The following is a 21,125-nucleotide window of genomic DNA, read 5'->3' on the forward strand; positions in this document are numbered from 1 at the left end:
TGACTGCCGTGGACTTTCTTCTTATGCCAACCATCTTCCTTGAATCCAAAGACAATCCTAAAATCAAACACTTACGCGGTTTAATTGAACAGAATTCTTATCGAAAAAAACAAGGACAGACTGTGCTTGAAGGCACGCACCTGTGTCTTGCATGGTTACATGAAAACAAGAAAATCAATTCGATCTTCGCGACTGAACATGCTTTAGAGCATCCTGATTTCGACATTATTTTAAACAAATATACTGGTGTGGTCTTTGTCATTGGTGAATCGCTTTATAAAGACCTGAGTACCTTAGGCACTTCAATTGCCTGTATGGCGATTGTGGATATTCCAAGCTCAAGCCAGGCACTTGATTTTACGGCTGACACCCTGATCCTTGAAAATGTGCAGGATCCCGGCAATGTCGGTACCCTGCTACGTTCAGCAGCGGCTGCCGGTATTGATCAGGTCATTTGTACCAAGGGTTCAGCATCTCTTTGGTCACCACGGGTATTACGTGCAGGTATGGGCGCACATTTTTCTTTGCAAACTTTTGAAAATATTGCACTAGAAGACCTTTTACCGCAATTCAAGATTCCGGTATATGTCACCAGCTCACATCGTTCTAGCAGCCTGTATAGCAAGGACTTGCGTAAAGCCTGCGTCTGGATTCTGGGCAATGAAGGTCAAGGTGTATCTGACTATGCCCTGCAACATGCCGAAGCGGTGACTATTCCACAGCCAGGTGGACAGGAATCCCTGAATGTTGCGATTGCAGGCTCTATCTGTTTCTTTGAGATGGTACGTCAACGTATCTAATACGGTATTTAGGTTACATTGTTTTAATTCCAGTCAGTGTATTTATAAAATAGATTACACTACAAAAATAATAAGTTTTATTGTCAACCAAATCGTTATTCCCAACGTTATATGCACATGAACTTGGGAATAATGGTGGGTATCCAATGACAGGATTTTCCATCTCTATGGATTTAGCACCGAAACCGTTGCAGTCACAAGATGCGAGTATTCTAAAGAGTACGGCTGAGTCTCGCCTGAAAAATTTCATGCAGGACGTGACTGGGCGTGCTTTGGTGATGATGGAAAGTGCGACTCAAGGACAACATGGAATCGCAATGGATCTGGTTCAGGAAGCTTTTATTTCTTTGCATAAATCTTATGCAGAGAAAAGCACTGAAGAGTGGTATCCCCTGTTCTATACGATTCTGAATAACAAATTACAGGATTGGCGTCGTAAAGAAGCACGTCGCAACCAGCCATTTTCCTTTTTCAAAAAAGTCAGCCTCGATGATGACGAAGTTGAATTTGACAATCTGGTAGATGAATCTACGCCCTCACCTTTAGAATTTCTGGATCAGGCAGTAACTGCTGAAGAAATTCAGGAGGCGATTGCCAAATTACCTGTGCGTCAGCAGCAAGCATTTATGCTCAGAGCCTGGGAAGGCTTTGATACTCAAACTACAGCGCAAATTATGAACTGTACAGAAGGCAGTGTGAAAACCCATTATCACCGTGCTATTCAAGGTCTACGTGCCTCTCTAGCACACTTAAATCCATATCTGGGAGGATCATCCGAATGAAGCAAGATGATTTCTTAAAGCAAGTAACTTCCAAACTTGATGGACTGGCACAGCACCACAAAGATAAACCGGTGGTGATGAATCATGTGCTGGAGCATATTCAGGACGCACAACATTCACGCTTTGCATTTCTAAAAATGTCTGGCTTTGCTCTGGCTGCTGCGATTGCTGGCGTGGTAGTGCTACCGAATATTGTCAGCCATAACGAACCTCAGACTCAGGCAGTATCTACCCCCAAACTCTCCCCACAGATGCTTGAAGATCTGGAAATGTTAATGGTTTTAGGTGAGGACAAAGTTCCACATGGCAGCTAAAAGATTAGCAATTGCATTTTGTGCATTCAGCTTCCTGCAAACCAGCTTTGCGGGATTTGAACGTTTTTGGATTTTTTCCAAAGATGCCAATACGCAGGTCAATGAAACCTGGGATACCCTTTCTGACTCCGAACAACTGGCATTAATCAAACGTTATCAGTCCTTAAAAGAAATACCTGAACAGCAACGTATTAATTTACAACAACGCATGGACTGGTTCACTCAGCTTCCTGAAGCTGAAAAGCAGCGTATGCGTGAAACCTGGCAAATGATGAGCAGTCAGGAACGTAAGGAGTTAGGTGCGCGGATGCAAAAAGCAACGCCAGAAGAACGACTGGCGATCCGTGAAGAATACATCCAGAAATACCAGCAACTCACTCAACCTAAAACTCATTGATTTTAGTTAATTAATTAAAAAAGCCTCCATCTGGAGGCTTTTTTTCATACTGCAATTATTTTCTAACTCGGCGATATCCTGCCAGACCTAATAATCCGAACAATCCCCAAATTCCAAATGAACCACCACCACTTGATGATGTATTGGTATTTTTAGCCGTATTTTTTAAGTTAATTCTAGCTGTATCTGACATCAACTCATCCGCATCAAAAACATGATACTGCATATCATAATCTGACTGACTAAAAGTATTTTTCACACTAAAGGTTAATTTTCCACCATAACAGGTTTCTCCTGCAAAATTCCCTGGGCATGGTCCTTCTCGCTCTGCAGAAAGGTTTACTCCAGCAGGAAGCTTGACAATACGAATTGGAATCTCACGACCATCTTTATCACGATAGAAAGCAGCCTTGCCATTCATCCGTGGACCATCACCGTCATCGCTGTCATTCTCTAAGGGATTCACAGTTACGGTCAGATTGTTTTCTGCGCTAATTCTATATTCGTCATTTTTTACAATCGGTTTAATATTTACAAATGCGCCCTGCAAAATACCTGTACTGCTGGCACCTGTCTGCTTGTCTTTAATTGTATAACGGCAATACTCCGTATCCGAGAGACTGGTTACTTTGCCATCAGTACGATACATCATGATACGGTTTAAATCAGGCTTCCATTCACATTTTAAATTTGGGTCATTAGGCGCACCTTGAACAATTAATGAACTGCCTGATCCAGATAAAGACCCTACACCTAAAGATTGCACTGTAATTTCATAATTTTGTGAATTTAATGCTTTAGCTTGTACTTGAGTATTATTTAAAGTTTCTTGAGGCATGACCAAACTAAATGGATTAACGTATATGGCACGATATTTCTGGTATTGCTTGGTATATTTTAAAAGATCCTCATATTCTTTTAGCTCTTCCTTTAAGCCCTGTATTTCTTCAGTTTTTGTATTCTTATCTGCCAGAATAGAATTAATATCATCAATATTATCCTGATAATAATCCAGCAACTCTGTTAAAGAACTATTTTTTAGACCAGAAATATCTGCTGCAGTTAAGTTCCGGATTTCGATCGACCCAATTTCACAAGAATTTTTTGCATCCGGATTAAATAACAATGTTGCCTTAGTTAACCGCTCAATTCCACGCTGATCAATTTCTTCACAACTTTCTGTACCAATATTGACCAGATCTGTATTCGATTGTCGATCAATAGGATAATACATCCCTAAATAACGGTTATTTACAGAAGGTTCGATATAAGCAGTTAACAGATCAGTGATCTGATTACTGGATACATCAATATTCGTTGAAACACTATTTTCTGCCAATTCAGGTAACACACAGCGCGAGGAACCACTTGTATGGATCGCATTATAAGCAGTAAATAAATCTACATCCTGTTCTTTACTTGGGTTTCCACCATTCAAGGCATATTCACAAGACAAGCCCTGGTTAAAGGCCAACACGTTATAAGCCAGACTCGAATTACCAGTATTGTCATAAAAGATGGTAGAGCGAGCAGTATTTTCGACAATCGTGTTATTAATGGCACTAAAAGTGAAGAAAGAACTTAATGGACGGCTGATTTCATTGGCCATTCGGAAAATATGACCTGTGGCACTGGTCGTATTTTTTGCAATTGTAGAGTTACTAATATCAGCTTTGGCATAACCACAAAAGTCCAGAATACTGGCCGTATCAGTAGAACCATTTTTGACAATGCTGCTTGCACTAATTTCTAGCTTGGTCTCTGTACTGCCCAAATTCCCCACACAATCCATGGCCAAAACACTGCCATATGTAGCTGCTTTATTCTGATGAATTAAGGAATCCTGAATCCTGATAATTTTTTCATTATTCATTGCCACTGCATAAATTGCTCCCCCTTCTGCAGCCGCTCGTGAATTTACAATTTCACTATTCACGAGGCTTAGAGGACCGGCGACATAAAATGTTCCACCATTACCTTTATCCAGACTAGTTTTTGCAGCATAACCATCTTTCAGGATGATACCATTTACCACCATGCTGGCTTGGCTAGCGACCGTATTAAATAAGCGGGTTTTCCCTTGGCCTGAAATGGTGGTTGTTAAAGCCTCACGTATTGGATATAAAAAGGTAATAGGACTTCTTTGAGTATAATTGAAGGGTGATTTTCCCAAAATATTGACATGGGATTCAACAATAATTTCACTATTGAGTTTGTATTCCCCAGCTTCGAGTTGGATGACATCTGGAGCGGAACCGTCATTACGCAATGTACGGCCAACATTACACCCTCCATAGGATTTATCCAGCTTGGCCGTCTTAATAGCTTCACGCAGGGAACACGCACTGGTATTTTCCCCATCCTCGTCAGCAAATGTAGTGACATATATGGTTTTATCTTCGGCTGCCATTAAACTCATGGCAGATAAAATCATGGCTGCAAGCAGTCCTTTTTTATAATTTTTCATGATTTTTCCTTAATCTTTTAATCTGCGACGTAGGCCGATCAACCCTATCAAGCCCATTAAGCCAGCGATTCCCCATGCCCCACCAGAGGTTTTCACAGACTTGTCTTTCATTTCATTTTTGGGTTCCTGTACAATCTGGGTACTTAAAACCAGATACGGTTTAGACTTATTAAATCGTGTAGATGAAGTAACTACCTGAATTTCAAAAATGTCAGCACCATGCCATTGTGAATCTGGGGTATAAACCACATTCCCATCAATATCAATGACTGTTTTGCCCTTGGAAACAGTTTTGGTTTGGATAACCTGTAAGCAGCCATCTTGCCAAGGCTCACCCTTTGGATTCTCTCCAATAATATTATTGCATTGTTCTTTAGGGATTAAATCACTATCTCCTAAAGCAGATTCAATTGAAAACTTTGCAGTCTCTCCTTTTAGAAGATCCTGTCCAACCAGACTGGTAGATGTTGGAACTGTAATTTCAATCGCACCACGATCACAAAATAAGTTATCCAGTAAACGGTCTACACCGCGTTGGTCTGCCGCCTCACAGCTTACTGAAGGATTGCTGCTATTGTAGCTAGTCCCTCTATTTACAATCGGTGAATCACTGACCTGATTATAATTCAACAGGATACGAGGACGTAGATAGCCCAAGAACTGATCTTTAGGAACGCTATAAGGACATAGAATAGCATCATTATTTTGTTTTAAATTTAGACAGACACCTTCACTTTGATCTGAAGCCTCTGCAAACAAGCGAGTACCTGTCCAGATCTGGTTTGGATACGCAGCATCACCTGTACCACAAGATGCTGTCACTAGATTATTGTGAATCGTACTTTTATCCGTAGTTTCAATCTGACAATCCTGCGTACCATTTCTTAAAATAATACTATTCGCCACATAGGCTTTACCATTCGGGGCATTCATACGTAGTGCTGTACCCGTATTATCCACTATTGTCAGGTTATTGATTCCCACCCCATCAATCACATTGATCAGTGCTCCCTTATTTTTTAACAGGGTACTGCTTAGGACTTCAGCATTAATGGATTGAATATCGGCAGGATTATCGACTTGGCCCGCTGTATAAATATTGCTAGTATTATTATTAAGCGTCTGGTTATTCTTTAAAACGCTTTGATAGACCAGAAAGTATGGAAGCTGGCTATAGAGTATGCCACCCTGTTGCGCCTGATTATTTTCAATCAGGCTGGTTTTTATTTCGGCAAAAGCAATCAGATTCTGGCCAAATTTCCCCACATTATAAATGGCACCACCTTGACTCGCAGCCCCCTTGTATAAGCGGCTGTAATCAATTATCAATTTACCTTTATTATGAATTAGGCCACCTTGTTCGGCACAGCTGCTTTTACCGCAACCTTCAAGGTCGAGTTCTTTTAAATTGACTTGAATCAACTCTTCATCATTGCTAATACGAAAGAGATTATCTGTCCCTTTCATTTGAATATGAGCGTTATATAACCCCATTACCTTATCGGTACTACTAAATTCACCATCTACTTCTGCAATAGATTTAATCGTTACTGATTTCTTGATCGGGATATGCTTATTCAGTACATAGGTCGTTTTTTCTTTTAAGATAATGGTGCCAATAGCATTTTCGCCACCACAGCCCATATAACCTTCTTTAGCCAGGCCACGATTCACATATTCAACAGCTTCTCGAAGTGAACATTCCTTGTCATCTTTTTCAATGTCTTCTGTGGTAGTTACAATAATTTCTGCACTATATGCCTGCCCCGCCATACATAGCAAAGCCATGCCTATGCTCTTCTTGAGCATACCCTTCTCCTTAATTTTTTATTTCTTTCTTTTTCTTCTAAAGTTGCATCTTCCTTGCAACAGCGAATTATTTTGCCTTACTTTCGCATAGACTGAGTAATTACTCAAGATGTTTTATAATTTAACGATATTCATCAATTAATGCATAAATCTGCCGCAGGTTAGCATTGCTGACTTTCAGCTTTTCGCCTTTAAGTAATTGAATAATCTGTTCTAATGTTTGCAAAAGTACGGAAGTTTGATGTGGTCCGTGATTCAGCAAATAATCAAAAATCTGTGGGTCAAGATGAATACCACGTCGGTCCAATACCGAGGATACCAAGGCAAATCGGTCAGCATAAAGACTGCCATTTGGGACACGAACACTGACTGCCTGCGTGAGTCGGGACTGCAAATCAGGCAATTCAAGTTTTAATTCAATGGGCGCAAAACGGGAAGAAAATACCAACTGACCACCGCCTTCATCATTATAATTAATCAAGTGAAAAACGGCGCGTTGCCAGTGTGGAACCCCACTAATGGCTTCAATATCATCCAGTGCGATCAAGTCAAACTGGTCCAGTGAAGTAATCGCTTCAGTGGGTGCATCCAGAAGTTCCAGCAAAGACACCTGTATAGCGGTTTTGCCGATTTCCAGATAAGAATCACAAATGGCAGAGAGTAAGTGACTTTTCCCTGTTCCAGCTCCACCATACACATAAAAGCGGCTGATTAGGCCTGCATGCAGCTGTCGGACTGCGTCAATTACATGACCCCATCCCGGGCCCGAAAAATCACTAATTCGGGCATCGAGTTGAGGTTCTATATCTAGCTGCAATTGACGCATATGATTCTGATGGCCTTATGAGTCTTTATGAAGAGGTACATCCATCTTACTTGATTTCTCTCCCTCTTGCAGTGGTTTTGCTTCTGACTTTTTCATTTCAATATCAACATCTAAGTCTGAAGTTTCTACGCTTATGGAACCTGTAGCCGGATCATTCATAACGACTGCCTGATTGCCATAAAATGATGTGCATTCATAATATTCACGTGCATGTCTCAGCAGAACCACAATTACCGCTGCAACTGGTAGAGCAATCAGCATTCCCAGGAAGCCAGCCAGTTGTGCGCCCGCCAATACCGCAAAAACCACAGCAACTGGAGATAAACCTATTTTATCGCCGAGCAGGAATGGCTGTAATACATAGCCTTCTACTGCCTGACCGACCATAAATACGATACCCACCAGAACCAGTTGCCACCAGTCAATCCCGAATTGCAGAAAGGTCGCAATGACAGCTGCAATAATCCCGACCGCAAATCCCAGATAAGGAATAATACTGGCCAGACCTGCCACCATGCCAATAATCAGACCAACTTCAAGACCAATCAATTGCAAACCAATCGCATAAACGATCCCCAGCAGAATCATTACCAGAAATTGTCCTTTCACAAAGGCCCCAAGTACACTGTGACATTCACCGACGATTCTTAATGTACTTTGTTCATAAGGACGTGGAATCAGGCGACGTAAGCTTTCCAGCATACGATCCCAATCCAGCAGGAAATAGAATGCAATAATTGGAATCAGGACAATCGTACCGCCAATCTGCAGAAAGTTAATTCCAGATTGTGCAAGGCGTAGCAGGAAGGCCTGAATGCTGTCGGCACTATAATTGGTTTGCACATAGTCCATGACCACATCAGAAATCTGTGTGGTATCAATTTCCATTTCAACGACATTGAAGGTATTCGACAGCCACGGCAAAAAGGTTGAATTAATCCAGCCAATGACCGCAGGTATATTGTCACGCGCATAAATCAGCTGCTGCCAGATCAGCGGGACCAGATACCAGATCGCCAGAATCATAACGATCCCGATTCCAGTAAAAACGATACTAATAGAGAGCCAACGTGGCAGACCGATATCGTGCAGTTTATCTACCAGCGGGCTGAACAGATAAGCCATTAAAAACGCTGCAACAAATGGAATTACAACGGGTTTTAGTAAATATAGAATCCACAACAACAAAGCTATCCCAGCTAGGATAAACACGCGACGCAATGTGCGATCTACCATAAAGTTTCGCCTTCTCTCTATTAATCGTTATAAAAAGTAAAATATTTTAATAAAGATAGCATTTTAGGGCATAAATACCATAAGAGTTTTGCATATTCAGGTTATAATCCCCCGCGCGAATGCGGAGACTTCATTATGAGCAACTCAACTTCTACCCCAAACACTGGTTTAAGCTACAAAGATGCAGGTGTCGATATTGAAGCGGGAGACGCGTTAGTCGACCGAATCAAGTCCGTCGCTAAGCGTACTAAACGTCCTGAAGTAATGGGCGGATTAGGCGGTTTCGGCGCCCTTTGTAAAATCCCTAAAGGTTATGAAGAACCTGTTCTCGTATCAGGCACAGATGGTGTTGGTACAAAATTACGTCTGGCACTGAATTTGAACCGTCATGACACCATTGGTCAAGATCTGGTTGCAATGTGTGTGAACGACCTTCTCGTTTGTGGTGCTGAACCACTCTTCTTCCTGGACTATTATGCGACTGGTCACCTAAATGTGGACGTGGCTGCAAATGTCGTAACAGGAATCGGTGCTGGCTGTGAACTTGCTGGCTGTGCACTGGTTGGTGGTGAAACTGCTGAAATGCCAGGCATGTACGAAGGTGAAGATTACGATCTTGCAGGCTTCTGTGTCGGTGTAGTTGAGCAAAGCAAAATTATTGATGGCTCTAAAGTAAAAGCGGGTGATGTACTCATTGGTGTTGCATCTTCGGGTGCACATTCAAACGGTTATTCTTTGCTTCGTAAAATTCTTGAAGTTAAAAATGTTGACCTGAATCAAATCGTTGATGGTCGTCCACTTGCTGATGTTGCAATGGAGCCAACACGCATTTATGTAAAATCGATTCTTGAACTGCTAAAACAGGTTGATGTACATGCAATGGCACACATCACTGGTGGCGGTTTACCAGGCAACCTGCCTCGCGTATTACCAAACGGTGCTCAAGCAGTCGTAAATGAATCTTCTTGGGAGTGGCCTGAGCTGTTCAAACTTCTTCAAAGTGAAGGCGGTGTAGAGCAGTTCGAAATGTATCGTACCTTTAACTGTGGCATAGGTATGGTTCTTGTTGTTGATGCAGCAGAAGCAGACAAAACTGTAGAGTTACTCAACGGTTTGGGCGAGAAAGCATGGGCAATGGGTCACATTGCAGATAATGCCGAGTCTGTAGAAGGCGCTGACGAAAAAATCCGTGTGATCTTCGCGTAATTTCGCATGATTAAAATTGCTGTACTTGTTTCAGGCAGTGGATCGAACCTGCAAGCCCTGATTGATGCCAATCTGTCAGGAGAAATTGTCGGGGTGCTTTCCAACAAGCCTGAAGCATTTGCTTTAGAGCGCGCTCATAAAGCAGGAATTCCGACTGCAGTCATTGAACATAAGCAGTATCCAAGCCGGGAAGCTTTTGATGATGTCATGCATCAGCAGCTTCTGGACTGGAATGTTGATCTAGTGGTACTTGCGGGCTTTATGCGAATTTTAAGTGAAAAATTTGTGAAAGCCTGGGAAGGGAAAATGCTGAATATTCACCCTTCCCTTTTGCCATATTACAAAGGCATGCATACCCATCAGCGCGTCCTGAATACCGGTGATGTTCTGCATGGTTGTACAGTGCATTATGTCACTCCCGAACTGGATGCTGGGCAAGCCTTAGCACAGGGTGTGTTAATAATATCGCATCAAGATACGACTCACACTTTAGCTCAGCGTGTACATGTACTGGAACATCTGATTTACCCACAAGTGGTAGAATGGATCTGTAATGGGACAATTCAGCATACTGAACAAGGTGTGTTGTACCGTAATGCAAAAATGCAGGAACCCGTTCAATTCTGCAAATTCTAAAAGTCCAAATATAAAAAAACGCATCCTCGGATGCGTTTTTTTATTTCTTTAGATGAGATGAACTTTAAGCAGACTGTTGCTGAATCAGTTGTTTGACCAGACTTGCGACTTGCTCAGGCTGCTCCAATGGGAACATATGCCCACCATCTACCACTGTAAATGGAATGCCAAATTTCTTTTGCACTTGCTGCGGAAATCTGCGCGCCAAAAATGGACCTTTCTTGGCAACCACCAGATGCACTGGTACTTTTGGTTTAGCCTGAGGTAACCACCATAGCGATGGATTAGTTCTAAAGATATTTACTTCATCCATTTTAGGAATGGTGAGTTCAACTCCACCTCGAACCGGATCATCCTTTAAGGCATAGTCAATATAAGCCTGGAAGCAATCTGCATCAAAATCCTGATAAAAGCCTTTTGGACGTAACAGTTCAGCTGCCTGTTCCCGAGACTCCCAATGATCACGACGGCGTTTCGACAAACCTGCAGGTGACATCTGGTCCAGTGCTTTTAAGCGGAAAGTTTTTGCAATATGCAACGCCAAGGCTTCTTTACCCATGATCATCGGTGGATCAAGCATAATCATTTGCGAAAAAAGTTCCGGACGCTGTAAGGAGGCCTGAAAACTCAGGACTGAACCTAATGAATGCCCCAAACCAATCACTGGACGTCCATGAGACTGACGTACAATACTGTCAATCACCTGCTGAGTCAGACTTTTCCAGTGATTATCAATCGGATAACGCTTATCAGGCCCTAATGGCGGCACATAGATAATATCGTAATCATCTTGCAGTCCTTCAAACAGCTTTTGATAGACTTTAGATGGCACACCATTGGCGTGCGCAAAATGAATCAATGGTTTCATTGTAATGTCGTTTTATTTTCTGACTGAAGTTTCTGTGACACTGAAGTTGCAATTCCTTCACCAATCGATGAGCCCATACGACCCAGTACTGACTCAAATGGGCTATATTCAATGGTGTAGTTAAGTGCTTTTTCAGTTTTTAGTTCGCGCTTCAAAGTATTTAAACTGCCAATACGGTCTGCAATACCCAATTTTACCGCCTGTTCACCAGTCCAGAACAGACCTGAGAAAATAGCAGGATCAGTCGATTTTAATTTCGCTCCACGCCCCTGCTTTACAGCATTAATAAAGTGACCATGCACATTATCCAGTACGCCTTGTACATGCGCTTTTTGCGCAGGATCAACCGGCTGTGTCATTGACAGTAAAGCTTTATTTTCACCTGAAGTCATGGTGCGGTCTTCAACTCCAAGTTTTTGCAGCAGGTTATTCACACCATAGTTCGGCATGATCACACCAATTGAACCGACCAGACTCGATGGATTGACAATGATTTCATCTGCAGCAGATGCAATATAGTAAGCACCAGAAGCTCCGGTATCACCAATTACGGCATAGAGTTTTTTCTCAGGATACTGTTTTTTCAGATACTGGATTTCCTGCCAGATTTCATCTGACTGGACTGGTGAACCACCCGGTGAATTAATATTTAGAACAACAGCCTTACTCTGCTTGTTTTCAAAGGCTTTTTTGAGTGATTTGATGGTATTGCTACTGTTTACGCTTTGCTTGTCTGCGGCAATCGTACCAATAATATCAACCACAGCAATGTGTGCACCTGCGCCTGCACTCGGATCAGAAGCACTCATGCTACAGCCTTTACCCAGCGCAAGAATGACAACCAGCAGATAAGCAAAGGTTAAAAATTTAAAGAAGATCCCCCAGCGACGTGCCCGTCGTTGCTCTTCTACTGAAGCTAAAACTGCTTTTTCCAGCAGTTTCCATTCGGGGCCAGTCGGTTGAACTGGTTGTTGCGTATTTTGTATTTGATTTTCAGGTTTTGGTGGCCAATCGGACATAAATAATCCAATAAATTAATTTATATTGAACCCATTATATACACCGAAAAGGGTAATTCTGTCTAAAGAAACCGTTTTCGCCTATAATAAATGCTATTCTTTTTTATTTTATCAATATTACAACTCAATGACTGAACGCAGCTCAAAGAATTCAGCTTACGGTTTACTCAAATATATTAGCCGCCAACCGCTTTCAGTTTCCCGATGGATTGCGCGGATTCTTGCCTTAATCGTTAATATTTTTAAGGTTTCTAAAACTTCTGATGTAATTCGCCTGAACCTTGAGATCAGTTTGTCTGAACTGTCGAACCAGGAAAGAGAACGGATTACCCGTGCTGCGATTCGCAATGAACTGATGTCTTATTTTGAATTTTTTAGTATTTGGGGTTCGAGTAATCAGAAAAATATTGAGAGAGTGCATAAAGTTATAGGCGAAGATTTACTACATGAAGCCTTAGCACAAAATAAAGGTCTGGTATTGATTGTGCCGCACTTTGGCACTTGGGAAATCATGAATGCCTATATTGCACAATTCACTTCAATGACCATCATGTATAAGCCTGTAAAAAATCAGGCAGCGGATCAGTTTGTACGTGCAGCTCGTAGCCGCGAACAGGCCAATCTGGTGCCGACAGATGAGTCTGGTGTACGACAGATTTTCAAGGCATTGAAGCAAGGTGGCACTACTGTCATTCTGCCGGATCATACACCCAACGTTGGCGGTGAATATATTCCTTACTTTGGTGTTCCTCTAGCTACCAGTAATCTGAGCGCCAAGCTAATCCAGAAAACTAAAGCTCGTGCCCTGTTCCTTTATGCCCTGCGTAATGAGGATGCTGGCTTTGATATTCATATCGAAGCCATAGATGAAGAAATTTATCAGGGAGATGCTAATCAGGGTACAGGCATCATCATCAACACGATTGAAAACCTAATTCAGCGTCATCCTGAACATTACCACTGGAGCTATAAACGCTTTAGAGCTCACGAAGATCTGGGAAATATTTATAAGCTTGATCATGACCAAGCTTTGTCCAAAGTGAACCAGTTAAGAACTTCTAATCCGGCTCCTGTTAAACTATCTGTAGAATCAGTCAGTTAGATTTTGTTTTTGTAACCATTTCCAGCGACTTCTTTCAGTTTCTAGAATGATTTGAGTTCCTTGCTGAGAGAAATGCAAACTACCATGCTCGGCTGTAGTCAATAAAGGAATATCCAATTCTTTGAGACGCTGTTGAGTCAACTGACTTGGATGACCATAACGGTTAAATCTTCCTGCAGACGCAATCGCCAGTTTAGGACGATAATGCTGCAAGAATTGATAAGCTGAACTGTGCTGACTGCCATGATGGCCTAATACCAAAACATCCACTTTTAAATCTGGATAGTCTTTGAGTAACTGATATTCAGTCTGCCAACCTGCATCTCCCATTAGCAGAAAACTTTGATAAGGCCAGGCATTTTTGAGCTGCAAATAGACCACACAAGACAGGTCATTTTTATTGAAATTAGCGGTATTTAATTGTTCTAGTTTTGGTGCAATGACCCTAATCTGCAGATCATTCTGCCATTGCCACTGCTGTCCCTGATAACATAATTGAAAGTTTGAAGCGGTTGCAGTGTCGGTCACTTCATTGGCATAGATATTCTGAATCTTGAGCTGGTCTTTAATGCTGTGATAAGCACCACTATGGTCCTGATCCAGATGCGTTAAAATTAGTTGATCCAGTTGAGAAACACCCTGTACCGACAGAAATGGCATGATTACCTGCTTTCCAATACTAAATTTTTCCTCATCATAATAACCGCCCATATCGATCATCATGTTATGGATTTCATGACGAAGGAATATCGCCTGTCCTTGACCGACGTCCAGCACTGAAAGCTGAAATGGTGGATGATAGAATTGAGGAATACAAATTGGTACCGCCGCGACAGCTATCCAGGATTTTGGTAATACTCCACGTGGTAAGCATAAAATCAGCAAAGACAGGATGCATAGACCAATCATCCAGAGATTCATCGCAACTGGTATTAACTGCGGTTTAAACCAGTGATCCAGCAGATTTAAGAAGCCCAATAGGATATTCAGCAACAGATCATTAAGCTGAAATAGCATGCTTGACACCGGTTCAGCGATAAAAAATATCATCGCTGCCAGAATATCGGCCGGTACAATCAGCAGACCGATCCAAGGGATTGCGACCAGATTGCTGAACGGCGTGATCCAAGCAATCTGCTTAAAAAACAGCATCATTAAAGGAAATAAAGCGAGAAAGATTTTCCACTGTGATTCCACCAGCACTTTAGCTGCAAAATACAGTTTTTGTATTGCTGTCTGATTTTGCTCGGATGGTCGCTGTTGAATGGTCTGATAAATTCTGAGCAATACAAAACAAGCCCCATAGGACAGCCAGAAAGCCGCGGACAAGATACTAAAGGGATCAATGAATAACAGTAAGGCAGCGCTCAGAATCAGAAGTTTTAAAGCCTGCAGATTTTGTCGGAGCAGCATGAGAAGAACGCCAATCATACAGATCAGCAGAGTGCGGATTGCCGGGATTTCAAAACCCACAAAGGCACAGTACAGCACCACACAAAACAGAAAAGGCAAAGCCAGAAAATACTGGCGTGGCCATCTTAGATAAAGCTGAGGCATACTTCGAGCAATGAATAATCGAAGTACGGAGCAGACCATCAGGGCAAAGATCAGCACATGTGGGCCAGAAATCGCGAGTAAGTGACTCATCCCCATACGTCGAAATTGCTGCTCAGTTGCAGGATTTAAAAGGCTTTCATCTCCGGTGAGCAAAGCCAGAAGCAGACCTTTATTTTGTACAGGTTGCTTTGCTATGAACTCTCTTAATTGCAGCCGTTTTTGTTCTACCCAAAGTAGAAATTGCTGAGTTAAAGCTCTTTGCTCTCGAATATACTGACTATGCCCCAGTGTAGAAACAGTAGCTGAATCAAGTTGCTCTATCTGCTTGATCCGGAAACCGGCCATCACATTCTGTTGCAGTGCCCATTTTTCAGCATCAAAAGCACCGGGCGTTGCATAACTGTGATTAGGACGTACCTGACCTTGCAGCCGGTAATACTGACCCAGTTCAAGCGTATTTAAATTTTCATGATTCGCTGATAGTTGTGAAGTATTGAGAGGATTTACAGATAGAAAACCCATCCAGGTCACGGTGCGTCCATCGAGGTTTAATACTTCCAAAGGCTGCTGTATAGATTGATCACCGAGTTTATTCAAGCGTTTAACATAAACGATAATGTCTTTTTGCTGTACTTCATGCTCGACATTTAATAGCCGTTTGTTGAGCTGTTGATTGGCATAACCATGTCCCAGAAATATCCCGATTAGAATACAGGTGCCTACCAGCAATCCTTTATGTAAGGGCTTTTTCAGAATCGCATTACATTTAGAACTACACAGATAGCAAAGTACTGCGAGAAATATGACTGTTATTGGATTTAACTGGATATTAAGGAAATTTTTTCCCATACAGGCTAGGCCTAAAATGCAGCCCAGACACAGCCATTGCAACATGAAGATTTTCTTTTTTATTATTATGTGCAAGCAATAATAAAGCCCACCGAAGTGAGCTTCAATTAAAGAAGATTATTCCTGCAATTAGTCATTCATCCATAGACCATCACGCATATGTAGAATCCGGTCTGCCGAATGTGCCAATTGTTCATCATGGGTCACGATCAGCATAGCCATATTGAATTCACTACGTAATTCAGTCAGCAACTCAAAGATTTTATCGGCTGTTTTACGATCCAGGTTACCTGTTGGCTCATCTGCCATCATTAACTTCGGCTTAGTGACTACAGCACGTGCAAGCGCTACACGCTGACGCTCACCACCAGAGAGTTCACCAGGTTGATGGATTAAACGATGCGATAATCCAACACGTTCCAGCAAGTATTCTGCCTGCTGTTTGGCTTCTTTAAACTTGACGCTTTTACGCAGCATCAATGGCATTGCGACATTTTCCAGCGCAGTAAACTCTGGCAATAAATGGTGGAATTGATATACAAAGCCCAGATTCTCGTTACGGACATAGCCACGTTCTGCTTCAGATAAATTGTCAAAACGGCGGCCATTGACCATCACCTGTCCGGCAGAAGGACGATCCAATCCTCCCAGAATATGCAATAAGGTACTTTTACCGGAACCACTTGAACCAACAATAGAAACAAATTCCCCGGCCTTTACCTGTAATGAAATCCCTTTGATCACATCAACCGTAGATTTTCCATCTGTAAAAGATTTCTCGATATTCTGGGCATCTAGAACCAGATTACTCATAACGCAATGCCTCCGCCGGTTGAATTTTAGCAGCACGGAATGCTGGATAAATAGTTGCCAGGAAACTTAAGGCAAGTGACAGACCGACAATCACAACTACATCCTGCCAGCGCAGATAAGAAGGTAAATAGTTGATGAAATAGGCATCAAACATATTCAGACCCAGTGAATTGTTTAACCAGCCAATAAAACTACTGATGCTAGTGGCGGCAATAATCCCGAGGATGGCACCCGCACAGGTACCGATCACGCCAATCACAGTACCTTGAACCATAAAGATTCGGGTAATCGTGGTAGGTGAAGCACCCAAAGTACGTAAAATTGCGATATCCGATTTTTTATCTGTGACCACCATCACCAGTGAAGATACGATATTAAATGCTGCAACCAGAACAATCAGGAATAACAATAAGCTAACCATCGCTTTTTCCATCTGGATTGCACTGAACAGATTACCGTGGGTATAAGTCCAGTCAGAGGCATAGAAGTTACCCGGTAAATCACGCACAATTTCCTGAGAAACCTGAGGTGCTGCGAAAATATCATCCAGCTTCATACGTACGCCTTGTGCACCATCTGGCAGACGTAACAAGGTTGAAGCATCATTCAGAGCAATATAGCCCATCATCGAATCAACTTCTGCACCAATACTGAAGATCCCGACCACTTTAAAGCGTTTAAAACGGGGTACGACACCCGCTGGTGAAGGCGTCGCTTCAGGCAGAACCAAGGTAATGTTATCATTCAAGCCTACGCCCATGGCATCTGCCATTTGCTTGCCTAAAACAATCCCAAATTCACCTTTTTTCAGGTTATCAATACTACCCTCGACCATATGGTTCTGGATGATCGAAACTTTCTTCTCATACTTTGGTTCAATCCCGCTGACCATAATTCCGGCAACTTGCCCTTGAGCCGTGAGCATCCCTTGTAACTGGGTAAACGGAGCCACACCTTGAACGTGTTCATGCCGCTCAATCTGCTTTGCAAGTTCAGGCCAATTTGTTAGAATTTGCGTCGAAGAAACAGTGGCTTGAGGAACCATCCCCAAGACGCGATTTTTCAACTCTCGGTCAAAACCATTCATGACAGACAAAACTGTAATGAGGACTGCTACACCGAGCGTGAGACCGATCATTGAGACCAATGCGATAAAAGAAATGAAGTGGTTACTACGCCGTGCGCGAGTATATTTCAACCCTATATACAGCGAGATTGGTTTGAACATAACCATCTAGTCCGAGGTAATAAATTATGGAAAATGTACAGCATCCAAACGGATTCACTGAAAGACGAGTCATGTCTCGAATCGATGCTGCTTTACGAATCAATTATCAGATTATTTCCGATGATGTTGCCTTGAATGATCCTTACGATGCTAATTTCGTATTGCCCCGCTATTTTCTACTACTTGCAGAGCTAGATCAATTTGATCATGCTGTTAACTACGAATTAGAACAATTATCTGAAAAAGATCAACAAATTGCTCGAATCTTATCCTTATTCAACCAAAAATTAAACCTTATTACCGGTTCTTTGTATGACGCAATTGTACAAAGCATGTTACCTGTACCGGAACATGTGAATTTTTCAGAGACTGGTTTTAGCTTCTTGAGTGATCAGCCGATTAGTGAAGGAACCTATCTGCATGTGACTTTAAGTCACCCAGAAAACTTCTTCCACATCGCTGCAACCGCTCAGGTGGCCTACAGTCGTGCAGAAGAAAACGGAAAATATCGTACGGGCGCTTATTTTATTACCCTGCACCCTCAGGATCGCGTCAAACTGGGCGAATGTGTGAAAGCCAGCTTTGCTTAAGACTGGCATCTATCTTTTTATTAAAGGCGGGCTTTATAGCTCGCCTTAATTTCTTTAGCGAAATATACCACTAAGCCGAACAATAAAATTACTATACCCACCAAAGCAATGAGCGGCAATTTTTCATTATTCAATAATACGCCTACCAGCAAGGCCAGCATCGGTGTCAGGACTGTAGTTAAAGATAAGGTGGTTGGCTTAATTTTCTGTACCAGTTTGAAATAACAGAACATCGCAATCAGCGAAGCCATAATTACCGCATACACCAGACCAAATAAGGACTTGGCATGTGGCATAGCAGTGGGTGCGTATTGCCAGATAAATGGCAACATACCGATAGAGAAAACGACTGACAAACCAATCGAACCGGCCGCCTGTGCCATAGGATCAATAGGTGCATTGATTTTCTTCACCCAGAACATGGATACGCAATAAACTAACACCCCAACCAGAGCGATCACGATTCCAATTGGCTGTATATGCTGATCTGCATCGCCTAGACAGATCACAGAAAGTCCGGTTAAAGCAATTCCCATTCCTAGCCATTGATTCAGGGAAAGCTGCATCTGAAACACAAAACGCCCAATGAGGCCTGAAATGAGGGGCGCCAAGCCGAACATTAATGCAATGATACCGGAACTTAAATAATCCGTAGACCAGTAAGTAAAAATTTGCGAGCCGATAAAACTGCAAGCACCTGCCAAGTAACTATGCAGGGAAACACGGTCAAGCGGTAATCTGGTTTTAAATAACCACAATAATCCTAAGGCCAGAGGCAAGGCCAAAAAGAAGCGGATCGCCAATGCCCACATCGGATGCAAGTCTTCCACGCTCCAGACAATCGCCAGTGGTGTGGTGGACCAGATGAAAACCAGCAAGGCATAGGTCAACATCAGGTTACTTTTTGGGGGCATACTTGATCTCGTTTTTTATTTAATCGCAGTTTTACGTTTCTGTTTTTGAATGGTCTGATCTAGAGAGCTGGAAAACTCACGCTTATCACGTTCAGAAATCGGCGGTGGACCCCCGGTTTGTACACCAGCACCACGCAAGGTATCCATAAAATCACGTAAATGCAGACGTGCTTTGACATTGGCCACTGTATAGATTTCACCACGCGGGTGAATCGCTATACCGCCTTTCTCGATGACTTGAGCAGCCAAAGGAATATCCTGCGTCACCACAATGTCATGCTCTTTCATACGATCGATAATTTCCTGATCTGCCGCATCTGCCCCGCTCATGACCTGAATAGAATTAATGCGAATCGACGGGGTAATTCCTACCGGTTGATTAGCCACAAAAGTGACTTCAAGCTGATAACGATCGGAGGCACGAATAATCACATCTTTCAGAATACGAGGTAATGCATCTGCATCGACCCAAAGTTTGAATGGCAACACACAGCTTTCCATAAGGGAGAAATTTGGACTAGTGTAACAAATCAGAGGATGCAGGTTGATGCTTAAAACTGCTCTTTCTCTGAATATCTTGGTCTTTAAATACTCAACTCAGCCGTATTAAATGAGTCATCTATCCACAATCTAAAAAAATTTGACTTCACATGATTTGCATTTTAATTTTTAAATTCATTCGAGTGACTTGAAAAATCGCAATGACCCTCGATTAACTATAAATAAGTCATCCAAGATCAATTGTGCATATGAAAAAACAGAATAGCCCAGAGATCATCACTATTGATGATCAAAATTTCGGTAGTCATGTCGAACATTGGACCTTGCTTACTGAAAACCCAGGCACAGATGTTCCCCAATGGTTAGGCAAAGCCCTTGATGCACCTGTAATGCCGATGGGCTTGTGTACACAAGAATGCGATATGGATGAAACCACCTGGCTGATTCAGGGACCGAGCAAAGCTGCGGTACAATTAAGCCAAGTGATTGCCGTAGAAAATAACAAGCCACAGGCTGTGAAAACCGCATTCCCAGGCTTTGACAGTCCCTACCAGGTAAAAGCCACGATTGACCGGATTATTTCTTGTAAATCCGATACCCAAGCTGTGTTGCGTCTCAATCTGGGTGCCAACAATATCATCTATGCCTTTGATACGCTGTACAGCGTCAACCGGTCGCATTATGAAAAAGACCAGTCTTATATCGTCAACTTAAATGCCTGGGCTTATGAACTGGAAGTGGTGACTGATCACGAACATTTAGTCGTGGATGATCCTGCCTCTATCAAACATCACCGTGCCCTGAATGCAATTCTTGCGGAAAATAATGGTGTTGCACCAGATAACCTACAGGAACAGATTGATGCCTGGGAGCCAAAGTCTGAAGAAGACAAAGAACCGGTAACGGTCGATTTCTCCAAAATGGTCGCTTATCTGTATGGTGAGACCATGGGTCAGGAAGATGAAGCTTGGTTCCAGGGCAATATTGTCGGTAAAACTTCAATGCAATTTATGGATCAGGATTACACGCTGTATGATGTTACCCTGATTCATGATGAAGGCCAGCCGGCTACTTTGATCCGTGTAGCCACCCGCAATGACAAGCATAAAGATTTCCAGATTGGTCAATATATTCGGGGCAATCTGTGGATTCAGGCCAATATCTATCGAAAAGCAGCTTAAGCTGAATATCTAGATCGGAGACTCATATTT

20 protein-coding genes are annotated in these 21,125 nt (G+C 42.4%); 9 read left to right on the plus strand and 11 right to left on the minus strand.

The window, feature by feature from the left end; genetic code table 11:
* The first annotated feature begins 23 nt into the window (after positions 1-23).
* The 4 genes from F897_RS13610 (at position 24) to F897_RS13625 (ending at position 2,293) form a co-directional block, all read left to right on the plus strand.
* On the plus strand, positions 24-800 hold the full coding sequence (locus F897_RS13610) for a TrmH family RNA methyltransferase (protein ID WP_004784613.1): 777 nt from the start codon (positions 24-26) through the stop codon (positions 798-800).
* Between the two features lie 167 nt (positions 801-967).
* The gene (locus F897_RS13615) at positions 968-1,582 is read left to right on the plus strand and encodes an RNA polymerase sigma factor (protein WP_004784615.1); all 615 of its coding nucleotides are present in this window, start codon (positions 968-970) and stop codon (positions 1,580-1,582) included.
* Positions 1,579-1,896 (plus strand): hypothetical protein, encoded by a 318-nt coding sequence (locus F897_RS13620; RefSeq protein ID WP_004784617.1) that lies wholly within the window; start codon positions 1,579-1,581, stop codon positions 1,894-1,896. Before F897_RS13615 ends, F897_RS13620 begins: the two co-directional genes overlap by 4 nt.
* Positions 1,886-2,293 carry a DUF3106 domain-containing protein gene (locus F897_RS13625; protein WP_004784619.1) on the plus strand — a complete coding sequence of 136 codons (408 nt, stop codon included), beginning with the start codon at positions 1,886-1,888 and terminating at the stop codon, positions 2,291-2,293. The genes F897_RS13620 and F897_RS13625 overlap by 11 nt, the downstream gene beginning before the upstream one ends.
* Before the next feature lie 55 nt (positions 2,294-2,348).
* On the opposite strand, the gene F897_RS13630 is transcribed toward F897_RS13625, so the two are convergent.
* The 4 genes from F897_RS13630 to cxpE all read right to left on the minus strand — a co-directional run bounded on the left by F897_RS13630 (position 2,349) and on the right by cxpE (position 8,631).
* Positions 2,349-4,760, minus strand: coding sequence for a CSLREA domain-containing protein (locus F897_RS13630; protein ID WP_005236698.1), 2,412 nt, complete (start codon positions 4,758-4,760; stop codon positions 2,349-2,351).
* A 9-nt stretch (positions 4,761-4,769) separates the two neighbouring features.
* Positions 4,770-6,569, minus strand: a complete 1,800-nt coding sequence (rbtA, locus tag F897_RS13635; RefSeq protein ID WP_004784622.1) for a rhombotarget A — start codon at positions 6,567-6,569, stop codon at positions 4,770-4,772.
* Between the two features lie 121 nt (positions 6,570-6,690).
* A complete protein-coding gene (hda, locus tag F897_RS13640; protein ID WP_004784623.1) occupies positions 6,691-7,395 on the minus strand; it encodes a DnaA regulatory inactivator Hda in 705 nt (234 codons plus the stop codon).
* Between the two features lie 15 nt (positions 7,396-7,410).
* Positions 7,411-8,631: a chloramphenicol efflux transporter CxpE gene (gene cxpE, locus F897_RS13645; RefSeq protein ID WP_004784626.1), complete on the minus strand. Its 1,221-nt coding sequence runs from the start codon at positions 8,629-8,631 to the stop codon at positions 7,411-7,413.
* A gap of 135 nt (positions 8,632-8,766) precedes the next feature.
* Between cxpE and purM the strand changes: the two genes are divergently transcribed.
* Together purM and purN are read left to right on the plus strand one after the other, a co-directional pair.
* A complete protein-coding gene (gene purM / locus F897_RS13650; RefSeq protein ID WP_005236701.1) occupies positions 8,767-9,837 on the plus strand; it encodes a phosphoribosylformylglycinamidine cyclo-ligase in 1,071 nt (356 codons plus the stop codon).
* A 6-nt stretch (positions 9,838-9,843) separates the two neighbouring features.
* Positions 9,844-10,473: a phosphoribosylglycinamide formyltransferase gene (gene purN, locus F897_RS13655; protein ID WP_005236703.1), complete on the plus strand. Its 630-nt coding sequence runs from the start codon at positions 9,844-9,846 to the stop codon at positions 10,471-10,473.
* Between the two features lie 64 nt (positions 10,474-10,537).
* Here the strand turns inward: purN and F897_RS13660 are convergent, their stop codons facing one another.
* Together F897_RS13660 and sppA are read right to left on the minus strand one after the other, a co-directional pair.
* Complete coding sequence (locus tag F897_RS13660) at positions 10,538-11,341, minus strand: alpha/beta fold hydrolase (RefSeq protein ID WP_005236704.1); 804 nt, start codon at positions 11,339-11,341, stop codon at positions 10,538-10,540.
* On the minus strand, positions 11,338-12,360 hold the full coding sequence (sppA, locus tag F897_RS13665) for a signal peptide peptidase SppA (protein WP_005236706.1): 1,023 nt from the start codon (positions 12,358-12,360) through the stop codon (positions 11,338-11,340). Before sppA ends, F897_RS13660 begins: the two co-directional genes overlap by 4 nt.
* A 127-nt stretch (positions 12,361-12,487) precedes the next feature.
* Between sppA and F897_RS13670 the strand changes: the two genes are divergently transcribed.
* A complete protein-coding gene (locus tag F897_RS13670; RefSeq protein ID WP_005236707.1) occupies positions 12,488-13,462 on the plus strand; it encodes a lysophospholipid acyltransferase family protein in 975 nt (324 codons plus the stop codon).
* Here F897_RS13670 and F897_RS13675 read toward each other — a convergent pair.
* From F897_RS13675 to F897_RS13685, 3 genes are all read right to left on the minus strand, one after another.
* Entirely contained in the window at positions 13,451-15,913 is a 2,463-nt protein-coding gene (locus tag F897_RS13675) for a DNA internalization-related competence protein ComEC/Rec2 (protein WP_005236709.1), read from the minus strand. The genes F897_RS13670 and F897_RS13675 overlap by 12 nt on opposite strands.
* 84 nt (positions 15,914-15,997) lie before the next feature.
* Complete coding sequence (lolD, locus tag F897_RS13680) at positions 15,998-16,681, minus strand: lipoprotein-releasing ABC transporter ATP-binding protein LolD (protein WP_005236711.1); 684 nt, start codon at positions 16,679-16,681, stop codon at positions 15,998-16,000.
* Positions 16,674-17,909, minus strand: coding sequence for a lipoprotein-releasing ABC transporter permease subunit (locus F897_RS13685; RefSeq protein ID WP_004784642.1), 1,236 nt, complete (start codon positions 17,907-17,909; stop codon positions 16,674-16,676). Before F897_RS13685 ends, lolD begins: the two co-directional genes overlap by 8 nt.
* Positions 17,910-17,935: 26 nt before the next feature.
* On the opposite strand from F897_RS13685, the gene F897_RS13690 reads away from it, so the two are divergent.
* Positions 17,936-18,499: a PilZ domain-containing protein gene (locus F897_RS13690; RefSeq protein ID WP_004784643.1), complete on the plus strand. Its 564-nt coding sequence runs from the start codon at positions 17,936-17,938 to the stop codon at positions 18,497-18,499.
* Between the two features lie 20 nt (positions 18,500-18,519).
* On the opposite strand, the gene F897_RS13695 is transcribed toward F897_RS13690, so the two are convergent.
* Positions 18,520-19,413 carry a DMT family transporter gene (locus F897_RS13695; protein WP_005236714.1) on the minus strand — a complete coding sequence of 298 codons (894 nt, stop codon included), beginning with the start codon at positions 19,411-19,413 and terminating at the stop codon, positions 18,520-18,522.
* Positions 19,414-19,428: 15 nt separating this feature from the next.
* The gene (locus tag F897_RS13700) at positions 19,429-19,914 is read right to left on the minus strand and encodes a YaiI/YqxD family protein (RefSeq protein WP_005236716.1); all 486 of its coding nucleotides are present in this window, start codon (positions 19,912-19,914) and stop codon (positions 19,429-19,431) included.
* 248 nt (positions 19,915-20,162) lie between these two features.
* Here F897_RS13700 and F897_RS13705 point away from each other — a divergent pair, with 248 nt between their 5' ends.
* Positions 20,163-21,095, plus strand: a complete 933-nt coding sequence (locus F897_RS13705) for a hypothetical protein (RefSeq protein ID WP_004784650.1) — start codon at positions 20,163-20,165, stop codon at positions 21,093-21,095.
* Positions 21,096-21,125 lie beyond the last annotated feature (30 nt).

The sequence above is a fragment of the Acinetobacter variabilis genome (assembly GCF_000369625.1).
Lineage (GTDB): Bacteria > Pseudomonadota > Gammaproteobacteria > Pseudomonadales > Moraxellaceae > Acinetobacter > Acinetobacter variabilis.

What these genes read in the sequence shown, in the direction of transcription:
- purN (WP_005236703.1), top strand. Translation starts at nt 9,844, where the DNA reads ATGATTAAAATTGCTGTACTTGTTTCAGGCAGTGGATCGAACCTGCAA.
- F897_RS13690 (WP_004784643.1), top strand. Translation starts at nt 17,936, where the DNA reads ATGGAAAATGTACAGCATCCAAACGGATTCACTGAAAGACGAGTCATG.
- F897_RS13700 (WP_005236716.1), bottom strand. Translation starts at nt 19,914, where the DNA reads ATGGAAAGCTGTGTGTTGCCATTCAAACTTTGGGTCGATGCAGATGCA.
- F897_RS13705 (WP_004784650.1), top strand. Translation starts at nt 20,163, where the DNA reads ATGAAAAAACAGAATAGCCCAGAGATCATCACTATTGATGATCAAAAT.
- F897_RS13620 (WP_004784617.1), top strand. Translation starts at nt 1,579, where the DNA reads ATGAAGCAAGATGATTTCTTAAAGCAAGTAACTTCCAAACTTGATGGA.
- F897_RS13610 (WP_004784613.1), top strand. Translation starts at nt 24, where the DNA reads ATGCCAACCATCTTCCTTGAATCCAAAGACAATCCTAAAATCAAACAC.
- cxpE (WP_004784626.1), bottom strand. Translation starts at nt 8,631, where the DNA reads ATGGTAGATCGCACATTGCGTCGCGTGTTTATCCTAGCTGGGATAGCT.
- rbtA (WP_004784622.1), bottom strand. Translation starts at nt 6,569, where the DNA reads ATGCTCAAGAAGAGCATAGGCATGGCTTTGCTATGTATGGCGGGGCAG.
- F897_RS13675 (WP_005236709.1), bottom strand. Translation starts at nt 15,913, where the DNA reads ATGTTGCAATGGCTGTGTCTGGGCTGCATTTTAGGCCTAGCCTGTATG.
- F897_RS13660 (WP_005236704.1), bottom strand. Translation starts at nt 11,341, where the DNA reads ATGAAACCATTGATTCATTTTGCGCACGCCAATGGTGTGCCATCTAAA.
- purM (WP_005236701.1), top strand. Translation starts at nt 8,767, where the DNA reads ATGAGCAACTCAACTTCTACCCCAAACACTGGTTTAAGCTACAAAGAT.
- F897_RS13695 (WP_005236714.1), bottom strand. Translation starts at nt 19,413, where the DNA reads ATGCCCCCAAAAAGTAACCTGATGTTGACCTATGCCTTGCTGGTTTTC.
- F897_RS13685 (WP_004784642.1), bottom strand. Translation starts at nt 17,909, where the DNA reads ATGTTCAAACCAATCTCGCTGTATATAGGGTTGAAATATACTCGCGCA.
- F897_RS13670 (WP_005236707.1), top strand. Translation starts at nt 12,488, where the DNA reads ATGACTGAACGCAGCTCAAAGAATTCAGCTTACGGTTTACTCAAATAT.
- F897_RS13630 (WP_005236698.1), bottom strand. Translation starts at nt 4,760, where the DNA reads ATGAAAAATTATAAAAAAGGACTGCTTGCAGCCATGATTTTATCTGCC.
- hda (WP_004784623.1), bottom strand. Translation starts at nt 7,395, where the DNA reads ATGCGTCAATTGCAGCTAGATATAGAACCTCAACTCGATGCCCGAATT.
- F897_RS13615 (WP_004784615.1), top strand. Translation starts at nt 968, where the DNA reads ATGGATTTAGCACCGAAACCGTTGCAGTCACAAGATGCGAGTATTCTA.
- sppA (WP_005236706.1), bottom strand. Translation starts at nt 12,360, where the DNA reads ATGTCCGATTGGCCACCAAAACCTGAAAATCAAATACAAAATACGCAA.
- lolD (WP_005236711.1), bottom strand. Translation starts at nt 16,681, where the DNA reads ATGAGTAATCTGGTTCTAGATGCCCAGAATATCGAGAAATCTTTTACA.
- F897_RS13625 (WP_004784619.1), top strand. Translation starts at nt 1,886, where the DNA reads ATGGCAGCTAAAAGATTAGCAATTGCATTTTGTGCATTCAGCTTCCTG.